The organism is Nocardia sp. NPDC051911 (assembly GCF_040681035.1).
In the GTDB taxonomy this organism is placed as follows: domain Bacteria; phylum Actinomycetota; class Actinomycetes; order Mycobacteriales; family Mycobacteriaceae; genus Nocardia; species Nocardia sichangensis.
In genome coordinates, this window is record NZ_JBFAXY010000075.1 from 1 (window position 1) to 9,680 (window position 9,680).

Here is a 9,680-nt window from a genome sequence, read left to right on the forward strand (position 1 = left end):
TTGCGTCCTGCCATGTCCCTCAGTGTCCCTTCCGACCCTCATCAGGGCCATCAGGACTCTAATACCGAGCGGTCTCATTCAGTGGGAACGGGCCACGGTCTCTAGCCGCGGGCGCATCGCTGCCGAGGTACTTGAACAGTACAAACACGCGAATCAGTAACCGGCGCTTGCAGCGGCCTGTGGTTGGGTTGGAGGCCCACGTTTCAGTCAGCACCGAATCCGGCCCCACGGCGGTCGCTTCCGCGCCGTGCGTATGGATTGGCCTACGATACGCTGGCTTTGGGGCGTAGTCGCGCCGCGACTGCCTCCAAGGCGCCGTACAACTCACCAGCGATCCGCTACAAGCGGCTGATCAGCTGGTCCATCGTTCCTGCAGATCGTTGGCCTCGTCGTACTGGGCCAACCATGCGTTCGTGACCAGGCACAGTCGCACCCTCAGGCCCAGGTCGGTCAACAGCAGTGTTGTTTCCTCACCAGTCCAGCGGATCTCGGAAATCGAGTCTCCGATCTCCGCAGTCGACTTTCCGATTGCGGCGGTCAGGGCGGCAGCGGCTTCACCGAACGCCGCATGTACCGCAGCTCGACCAGCGGCGTCGTCTGAAGCCAGGGTGGTGAGCGCGATTTCGATCCGTTCTGCGTCACCGCCGTTGCCGATCACGTCACAGCTGCCGGGCCCGAGGCCGCTGTCGAAGCGAACCCAGTCACTGGACTGGATGATCGGATCCCGCCAGCCGAAGACCACCAGAAGCCGCATAAGGTTATCCATCCGCCACGACCAGACCAGCGACTGTAACTGGAGGGCTAGCTCGACGATCGCTAAGTCGTCCATCACCCGCCAACCGGCCGCACTGTCGTCAGAGCTCGAACCGACGCTACTCATAGCACGTTCCCTCTTGTCGACAGTCCAAGGTACGGCAACTCCACCTGGCGATAACCGTCACGCTCGTTCCATGCCTCGTACACTAACGTCGCCGGATCCGAGATACCGAATGCGTCGCGTAGGCCGGTCACTATCCGCGACGCCAACTGTCGGTAGCCGTCCGAGGCGGCTGGCCACTGCAATTCGTACCACCAGTTGTCGCAGTGGTCGGCGTCGGGTTGCTGCCACCCGCAACTAGTGATGAGCTGGCCTCCGGTGTCACCGACTCGTATATCGGGATCGAGCCAGCTGTCGCCCGGTAGCTCGGCCCAAATCATGTCGTCGAGTTGCCGGAACTGTACGAAGCGGCGCCGCGCTTTTGGTTGTCCGGCCTCACCTATGATTACGACGGTGCCAGTCGACAAGGTCGCCAGGTGCTGGGTCAAACCATCGGCGAACTCTGCCCAACTGGTCATATCAGTCCCTGCTCTTGCAGTTCTATCGTCTTGTCGTGCATAGCCAGCCACGAGTTGGTGACCAGGTACAAACGTACCGTCGTTCGAAGGCACGCCAGTTGCAGCGTCGTCTTCTCCCCCGCCCAACGGATCTCGGGGACTTCGCCAGGTTGCCGACTCGACGGCTCTCCGAGGCTATCGGTAAGCGTCGACGCCATCCGCGCGAAAGAATCGCGTAACGATGCTTGACCGGCCGTGTCTCTGCTTGCCCTGGAAGTCACTGCCACTTCGATCACTTCAGCCTGGTCACCGCGGCCTTGGACACCGCCGCTCGCCATCCCGAAGCCCACGTCCAGGATGGCCGACCGCTCCCCGAGACTCTGAACATCCCAACCGAACTCGGCGGCCAACTGCGGTATGTCGGACATCCGCCATGACCAATCCAACGACCGCAGTCGGGTCGCCAGCTCGATGATTTCCGCGTCACTGAGGGTGCGCCATTCAGTCACAGGAACACCCTACATTGCCTGGGGACAGAATCTCACGATCACGACCAAACCGGGCGATATGTACCTGGTTTGACATGGATAGTCCTCCTTTCTGCACTCTGCGGGCTGTCGTATAGTGCATTGTCCGCCGCCGCAATACAGCGCGAATCATTGCCATGGCAGCACCCTTATGGTCATCACTCACCTACTGCTCACCGTCGCATCAATACCCCCGATAGAGTCCTCTTTCACGTTCCCGGGCCACGTCTCGGCTACGGCCGCGCATCTGCAATTCCTCAGCAGTTGGCCGCGTAAGAGCCGCCTCCTGCGCCGGAATGGCCTGACTGATCCGGGTCAAATGAACCAATGCGACGTGATCGACTGAAACTCCCCGTTCAATAGCTTTCGCGGCTTCTGCCAGTCGCGGGGCTAGCGAGTCATAGGGGACAAGAATTGGCGCTCGGCCTGGTAACTCATAGATGTATGCTTGCTTACTCCTGTCGAAGCCACTCGGTTCATTTTCCAGGCAAAGCAGGTACGCCTTAGCGTCGAATGAAGATTCCCGCCCTTCCGGGATCCTCAGGGTGGGATTTTGTTCTACAGCGAGATTATGCTGATGTATTGTCTCGCGAGCAACAGCGTCTCTCAACGGCGTAAGCGATTCTTCTCGCGATTCCGCAATAGCCTGAGACAGTTCCACTACATGTTGAGGGGCAAGGCCGATCGCCTCGATAATGCGAGCATCGTTTACGCGCTCTGCGGCGACGATTTGCTCGATCGCCCGGTGCGCTTCGAGGGCGCGCGTGAAGTCCGCCCCCCGCCCGCTATCGCGACCGATTGTCAGCTCCTTGACCTTTTCAGCAGCTTGCGCCAAGAGTTGCGCACGCTTCGGCAGCTGCGATTCTCTGGACTCTACAATTCGTTCCGTCAGAGAATTCATCAATCCGCGATCGACAGCCCGCAGGTTGGCGATGAGTGCTCGGTCCCGATCAACGATCTCGGCCGCCACCAATTCAGAGGCGACCTCTTTGAGACTTGGGTGCAGATCGAGGTTGGCCAAGATTGCTTGGCTTCTCTCATTCTCCAACTCGTGAACTTTGTCCAGAAGTTCATAAGCCGCGAAAAGTTCCTTACTCAAGATTCCGGGTTCCAGGGCTGGGACCGAGTTGATCCGTTCCATGGCTTCAAGGATCTGGCTCCGCAACTCCTCTACCGTTTTCCCGGGGACAGCGCTTGTTTGCGCGAATTCAACCGCATCCAACACGGGTTGACGGTCGTCGGGATGCAGTGCTTGCAGTAGCTCGACCCGAAGATCCTCCATCTCCTTCGCCATTTGCTGTTCCTGCTCTCGTCTCTCGACGAGCTCGAAGGCGTGAGACTTATCAATGCCGCCAAGGATCTCCGGCAAGAACGACTGACCGTCACGTTCAATATTGAAATGCGACACGGTGACGGTGCCGTCGCGGGATACGTGGACAAGATTGTACTCGACTTGGAGGGTTCCGTCGGCGTGGGCTCGGAGCAGCTGATCGCGAGCCTTCAAGAACTGTTGTCCTTCCGGGCTGCTCGGGTCCAGGCCGCGCGCACGCATCTGCTCCGGGGTCTCCGAGAGAAGTTGCTTGAGATTTTTTTCGATAGCCGCGGTGCGCTCGGCGTACTCGCGCGAGCCTTGCTGGGCGCGTCCGTTTTCGGTATTGGCAGCACGCAGTGGTGAAGTGCCGCCCTTGCATTCATCGATGATCAGCGTTGGCGGATGACCGGTGAATGAGATGACGTCGAAGGTGTCGCGTCCATCTATCGCGTTCTCGAACGGGGTCAGCAGGACAGCGTCGGGACGGTCGGTGGCGTGGGAGATTCCACCCAACTCCCCCATTGTTTTTGACGTGAGTGCCTTCTCGAGGCCGAGGCGGTTGTAGTCACGGGCGTTGTCTCGCATCTCGTGCAGCCGCTCGAGCTTGGCTTTTTTATCCTGGTCGGTGAGCGAAGGGTCGTTGGCGATGCGGTCTTCTCTGTCTTCGATGAGCTCGGCGAGCTTTTTCTCGCTCAGCTGGTCGATCTTGTCGACGTCGAACTCTCTCATATGGGCTTTGACGACTTCGGCAGCAGCGGCGCGGTCGCGGTCTTGGCGGACAGCGTCGGCGGCCAGTTCGTCAAGCCTTGACCGTATGTCTGGGTTCGCTACTTCGTGCTCTTGGGCCGGACCCTTATCTGCCAGGAAGGCGATGTCCTCTCTGGCCGCGGGATCGGTGACCCAGCCACTCCCGTTCCTCAGCTGATATTGGCTGTCGCGGTAGGTGCCTTCGGGGTCTCCGAATTTATGCCATCTTCCATCGGGGTCTCGGTAGGTGTTGGCCGGATCGCCCGGTCGGTGCAGCATGCCGTCCTCGCCGCGGTACATGCCCGGCGGGGTCGACTGATCGTCACGTGAGGAGTTTGATCCCTCCGAGGAAGAGTCCGGGTCCCGGTCATCGGGCCGCTCGTGCCGATCACCATCCGGCCCACCTGGTTCAGTGTGGCCTGGTGGCGCGATGTCCGGCACCTGCGCCGATCTCGGCGTGAGTACTTCGTTGGGCGCGGCGCCCAGCGGGTTCAGTACTCGAACGTCCCTTGCTCCGGCCAGGTCCCGTCCACCCGATTGCGCATCTCTGCCCAGGCCACTGCGTTCGCCGATGTGGTGTCGGTCGGTTGGTAGGCCAGGGTGTGCTTGTCGATCAGGAGTTGGTGCGAGATGGTCGGTTCTGGGGGTTGCGCCATCGACTGGGCTTCGAGCCGGTACTCGATCTGCTGCTGATCTTCCTGTATCCGTTGGATGCTCACGCGCCACCGGGGTGGGTAGACCTGGCTGCCCTGAATCGGTTGTCCGTTCCGGATCGCTTCGTCGTACATCTGCCCGATCACGTGCGGGGGAAGGCTCGAATGGGCTGTTACTACTCCGGTCTGGGCGTTGATCACGTAGTTCCCCAGCCCGAGTCCCATTCCTTTGGCGGTCTCCTCTGGCGTCAGGATCCTCCGACAGACCCACCCGTACTCGGTCTTGAGTATCTGGAACTGTTGATCGGTCGAGAAGATGCGTGCCAGATACTGTTCCACTTGCTCCCGCGTCTGAAGCTGTTCTGGCACTGTTGATTCCTCCATCGGGGCCGTTTGTCATGAACCAGAGCGACGATGAGTTCGCGGACATGTAGGCCGGCGGTGTATCTGATAGCAGGCGCTGCTGCGGATCCCACCATACGGGTCCGCTGGCGTCGTAGGGGTAGACGATGACGGTGGCGTGCGAGCCGTCGACCACCGGCGAGCCGTCGGGGTGGTAGCGCAATTCACCTGTGTTGACGTCGCGGGCATGCCATTCGTTGACGATCAGTGCCGATGATCCTGGGCCCAGGTGTGCAATCCATTGGTGGAGTGCGTCGAACTGTTCCTGGATGGTCTTGCCCTGATGGTCGAAGTTTTGCCATTCACCCCCGAGCCATTCGGTAGCGCGTTCCAGTCCCCCCTCTTCACCTCCGGTGCGATCGAGTGTTCCGTCTGCCAGCACATCGGCCCACCTCGGGACCCCGACCTGTGGGTCGCCGTGGAAGGATGAGATCGCGGCCAGCGCTTGTTCGACGCAGTTGTTGCTGCGCCCCGGATTTTCCGGACCGCCGTCGTTGATCAGCTGCCCGTAGGGGTTGGTGCGGGGATCGGCTCCGACCAGGAAGCGGTTGCCGTTGCGGAGCGCATCCTCAACCGCGGCTTGGAAGGCCGAATCCTCGAGGTGGTTCAGTCGACCGTTGCCGACAACCCGCGTTTGGGGCAGGTCCTGGAACCGGGACGGGGTGTTGGCGCGAGCGATGTCGTTACTGATGTGGCGCAGGTCCACCGCGTCGAGACCCGGTGTGTGCCCGGTATCGGTGGGCAGGCCGAGTTGGTGGCGGAGGTGGTCAGCGAGGACGTCGGGGTGGTCGTTCGGGTGCCAGGTGTTCGGGCCGGTCGGCGCGTGGTCGACATTGATGTGCAGGTGTGCGGCGGCCGGGTCCTCGGTGCGGACGATATCGACCAGCAGGCGGTCGGCGCTGAGCAGTCGCTCACCGCTGTTGAAGGCTCGGTCGGCGCCCAGCTGGGCGTTTTCGAGGACCTGCTCTAGTTCCCGCGGGGATACGTGGTCGCCGGACGAGAGGTGCACCTGGATGCTGATCAGCGCGACCGGGTCATCCGGGTTGTCGGTGAAGCGGTGCACGTCGTAGGCGGCGTCTTCGTTCGAGCGTCCGCGCGGCGTGGCCGAAGTCAGGCGGCTGTCGTCATCGGCCTGGTGTCGGTAGCGCTCGCGCTCAGGGCGAGCTTCGCTGACATGCGGTGCCTCGCGAGGGGCAGGGTGTTGAGCCGGAGCGCCGGGATCACGCGGCGGCTGATGAGAATCATGCGGCCGAGCGACGGAGGAGTCCTCCCGAGGGGGCCTGTGCTCTGGAATCGTCGTGGTCGGCCGATCAGACTCCGGCCGCAGTTCCGAAGCGCGAGAACTTCGCTCAGACTCATGAAGAGACCGAGCGGCAGTGGACTCGGCATCATGTGGCACGCTTCTCGGCGTTGAGGCTGGGGCCGGCGCAGCAGCGTGCGGGGGCCGAGCCTCCGGTCGCGCTGCCGTGGGCGTGTCAGGACGTGCAGCTGCCGGGGGAACGGAAGTAGAGGTGGGCAATCCCGCGTGCGGAGCATCTGCAGGGACAGTGTGATTGGGTGCGCTCGGCCGATTGATCTCATGTGCAGGTGCGCTCAGGCCGAGAGTGGGTGACGGGCCTACCGAAGAGGTTGTCGGTACCGAAGGACCATCAGCCACCGCCGTCGAGGTCACGGGCGCAACCGCACTTGTGCTCGGATGGCTTGGCGACGTCGGTGTGCCCGAGACCAGGTCAGAAACATCATTGACTGTTCTGGGGGCCCCGTGAGGCGTCGAGGCTGGTGCGTGCACGCCCGACGGCGCCGCGTCGGGTTCGACGGTCGGCGTATCAAGCGCGTGGGTTGACTCGGTGTTGGGCGGATGAAGAACGGTTTCAATGTCCAATGAGCCGTGCCCAGACAGCAGCGTGGAGCCGTCCGGTAGGCGTTCCATCCGCGGACCGCTGCTTTGGTTGTCGGCCAGCGACGGCGAGGACTGTTCCTGTAGCAGCGTTGGGGTTTCGTGATGGCCTGGGGGCATCGCGTCGGTATGCGCGAGTGGTTGCGTCGCAGCGGGCGGCGCGTCGCTATGCACGGTCGGCCGACTGGTGGTGTCCGCGGTGGTCGGCGATGGACTGTCGTGCTGGTGATCCGGACGAACTGTTTCTGTGCCAGTGGAGGCTGGCGCCGTAGTGACTTCATGCTGAGTGGGCGACGGCGGTGCCTCGCGTGAGGTGTGCTCGACGGCCGGTATTTGAGGACTGGGTTTGGTCTCAGTCGTAACTGCTGGAGCTGGCTGGGCCTCGATGGTTGGAGATGGCTTTGTGCCAATGTCCTGGGCGCTGCTGAGGTCGAGGTGCGGCCCGGTGCCATGGTCGACGCTCGGAGCCGTCGAGTCGTGGTTGTGGTGGGCTCCCGCACCGGCAAAGATGGCGCCGTTGGCGACGGATGAGGTCACCATCGGTGCGCCGAACTCGAAGTTTCCGCCCAGCGGCACCGTCGCTGCAGTGCCTGCTGCGTAGGCGGCCGTGCCGACGGCGCCGTCGACAGCGGCTTGGGTGGCGGCTTTGCCGAGTTTGGAGCTTGCCGCCTCGACTGCGTTACTTCCGAGACCGCTGGCATCAAGTCCGCCGCCGATCGCGCCGGCGACCGTTCCGGTCAAGGTGCCGAGCCCGACTTGATTCCAGTCCTTGGCGTTTAGTCCATCGCGGTGGCCATCGGCGATCTGCACAAGGCGGGCGCCGAGGTCCACGCCACCGCTTTGCAGGATGCCCCAGCCGACGCCCTTCAACGCGGCGCGGGCGGCGGCTTTGGCCGCGGCCCGCGTCAACATGCGCTGGATGAGTTGTCTGATCGCCATCCGGATTGTGATCTGAGTGGCGACCCGCGCGGCGACCTCCGCAGCTGCTGCAGCCGGGGCGCCGATCCCTGTCGCAGCGACACCTAATGCCCAAAGCGCCTGGGCAGCGAAGATAACGAGTGCCGCGATGATGACCATCTTGGTGTGCTCGATGTCATTAGCGCCGTCGTTCAGGCTGTCGGCCAGGGAGTGGCATCGCTTGATCAACGCGGGCAGTGATCCCTCTGGCCCGTCGATTTGCCGCCAGTAGTCGGCGAGCGCGTCATGGGTCTTGCCGCTGTCGAGCGCGGTGAGGACGTCTCGTAAGGCACCGTCGGCGTCGACCTCGATATCGCTGTCGAGCGCGGTGGCTAAGGTGTCCCATGCGTCGGCGACTCGCCGCATCGCGGTTTCGTCACCCTCGGGCCAGTCACCCGCGCCGACAACCCATTTGGCAACCCACTGCAGTTCGCCCGGGAGTTCTATGCCCATGTCATGGCCTGATCTGGTTCACTCTGTCAGCGGTTGATTGATCTTGCGCCTGAACCTTGTCGGCGATAATGACGACGCTGTCACCCAGATTCGTCAGTACTTTCGCCAGGCCGTCTGTCCCTTTCAACCCGTCGTCTGCGCCGGGCACATAATCCTTGGCGAAGGACTGTCCGATCTTGTCCGACCCCCAGCACGTGCCTTCGGCCTCGATAACTCGCCTCAAATCAGCGGCTGCGGCTTTGACGCGATCGGCCGCGCTGACGAACCGAGGTTGGGTAGCCCGCAGGGCCTCTGGGTTGACGCCGAAGTCGCTCACGGACGCTCCTCCAGATACGAGGCGTTGCGGAAGTACTCGTCTTCGTCATCGTCATCGACGCGAGGCCGCTTGGGCTTCGAGGGCGTCGGGCTGGGCGGCCGCGGGACGACTGACTTGAACAGGTCTTTGACGCTGGGAGCGCCGGGGATGAGGTCGGGAAGGTCAGGCATGCCGTCCACCAGCTGCTCGATGGGGCCGAGTGCTTGCTGGGCCCGCTCGGCAACCAGTCGAGCAGCCAACTGGGCAGCTTCGGTGACCGACCGGCCCAGCTTCTCGGGAGTGGAGCGCTTGAACGCTTCCGGCACGACATGCACCTCGATGGGGATTCCGGCGATATTGCTCACCACGCGAACCAACCGGTCGGAGGACCACGCCTCAGCCGTCGCTGACGACAGACGGGACTGCGCAGCGACGAATCCCTCGCGCTGCCGCTGCAACTGCTCAAGCATCGAGCCGACCTGCTGCCCCAGCCCACTGCTGTGTGCGTCGAGAGGATCCTGCTCGATGCCAGCCATTCGTGCTCCTCATATCCGAGATCGAGTCCGTCAATCTAATCCGACGCAGCAGACCGCCGATCGGTTCCATTGGTTCGCAGTTTCTTTGGCGGTGTGCCGCGCCGACGCTGTCGCACGTGCAGCGGTCCGGGCGGGCCACTGTGAGCCCAGTTGAACAGCTACCACCTGGTGCGCGCATCTTCCTGCAGGCGTTGCAGGGCACGTTCGATCCAGGTCATGAATTGAGTAGACAGCCCCTCCACCGAAGCGGGACTCACCGTGACTTGATCGCCGCTGCGGCGCTCGAGGTAGCGCCCGTCATCGGTGAGGTCATGCCATTGCAGCACGAACAGGGGCTGTGACACCACATTGACGGGGCCAGTAAGCAGTCCAGCGCTACCGCCGCCGTCGGCCGGACGATGAACCAGCCGCTCGTACCTTTCCCGTGGGCTGGCGCGGGAGACATCTTCCAGATGACTACCATTGTCCCGCCGCAGATCTCGGACATCGAACGTTGATGGCGCTAAGTGATTGTTGGCCAGAGTTGCCAAACGAAATGGGCCAGGTGGCTTGGCGTTGAACCTTAACAGGTTCGTCGGTGTAGCGGG

At 62.6% G+C, this 9,680-nt stretch carries 6 protein-coding genes and 1 pseudogene; all 7 read right to left on the reverse strand.

Annotated elements, in window-relative coordinates; genetic code table 11:
• Positions 1 to 352 precede the first annotated feature (352 nt).
• Entirely contained in the window at positions 353 to 880 is a 528-nt protein-coding gene (locus tag AB0L97_RS38035; RefSeq protein ID WP_364439781.1) for a DUF6301 family protein, read from the reverse strand.
• Positions 877 to 1,335, reverse strand: coding sequence for a hypothetical protein (locus AB0L97_RS38040; RefSeq protein WP_364439784.1), 459 nt, complete (start codon positions 1,333 to 1,335; stop codon positions 877 to 879). Before AB0L97_RS38040 ends, AB0L97_RS38035 begins: the two co-directional genes overlap by 4 nt.
• On the reverse strand, positions 1,332 to 1,823 hold the full coding sequence (locus tag AB0L97_RS38045) for a DUF6301 family protein (RefSeq protein WP_364439787.1): 492 nt from the start codon (positions 1,821 to 1,823) through the stop codon (positions 1,332 to 1,334). The genes AB0L97_RS38040 and AB0L97_RS38045 overlap by 4 nt, the downstream gene beginning before the upstream one ends.
• 202 nt (positions 1,824 to 2,025) lie before the next feature.
• Positions 2,026 to 8,262, reverse strand: coding sequence for a toxin glutamine deamidase domain-containing protein (locus AB0L97_RS38050; protein WP_364439790.1), 6,237 nt, complete (start codon positions 8,260 to 8,262; stop codon positions 2,026 to 2,028).
• A 1-nt stretch (position 8,263) separates the two neighbouring features.
• Positions 8,264 to 8,578, reverse strand: coding sequence for a hypothetical protein (locus tag AB0L97_RS38055; RefSeq protein ID WP_364439793.1), 315 nt, complete (start codon positions 8,576 to 8,578; stop codon positions 8,264 to 8,266).
• A complete protein-coding gene (locus tag AB0L97_RS38060) occupies positions 8,575 to 9,093 on the reverse strand; it encodes a YbaB/EbfC family nucleoid-associated protein (protein ID WP_364439796.1) in 519 nt (172 codons plus the stop codon). Before AB0L97_RS38060 ends, AB0L97_RS38055 begins: the two co-directional genes overlap by 4 nt.
• Before the next feature lie 158 nt (positions 9,094 to 9,251).
• Positions 9,252 to 9,680: pseudogene (locus AB0L97_RS38065) on the reverse strand (hypothetical protein); the annotation flags it as partial.

Bases quoted from the DNA above. Each gene is read 5' to 3' on its own strand.
- AB0L97_RS38035 (WP_364439781.1), bottom strand. From the start codon at position 880: ATGAGTAGCGTCGGTTCGAGCTCTGACGACAGTGCGGCCGGTTGGCGG.
- AB0L97_RS38040 (WP_364439784.1), bottom strand. From the start codon at position 1,335: ATGACCAGTTGGGCAGAGTTCGCCGATGGTTTGACCCAGCACCTGGCG.
- AB0L97_RS38050 (WP_364439790.1), bottom strand. From the start codon at position 8,262: ATGGGCATAGAACTCCCGGGCGAACTGCAGTGGGTTGCCAAATGGGTT.
- AB0L97_RS38060 (WP_364439796.1), bottom strand. From the start codon at position 9,093: ATGGCTGGCATCGAGCAGGATCCTCTCGACGCACACAGCAGTGGGCTG.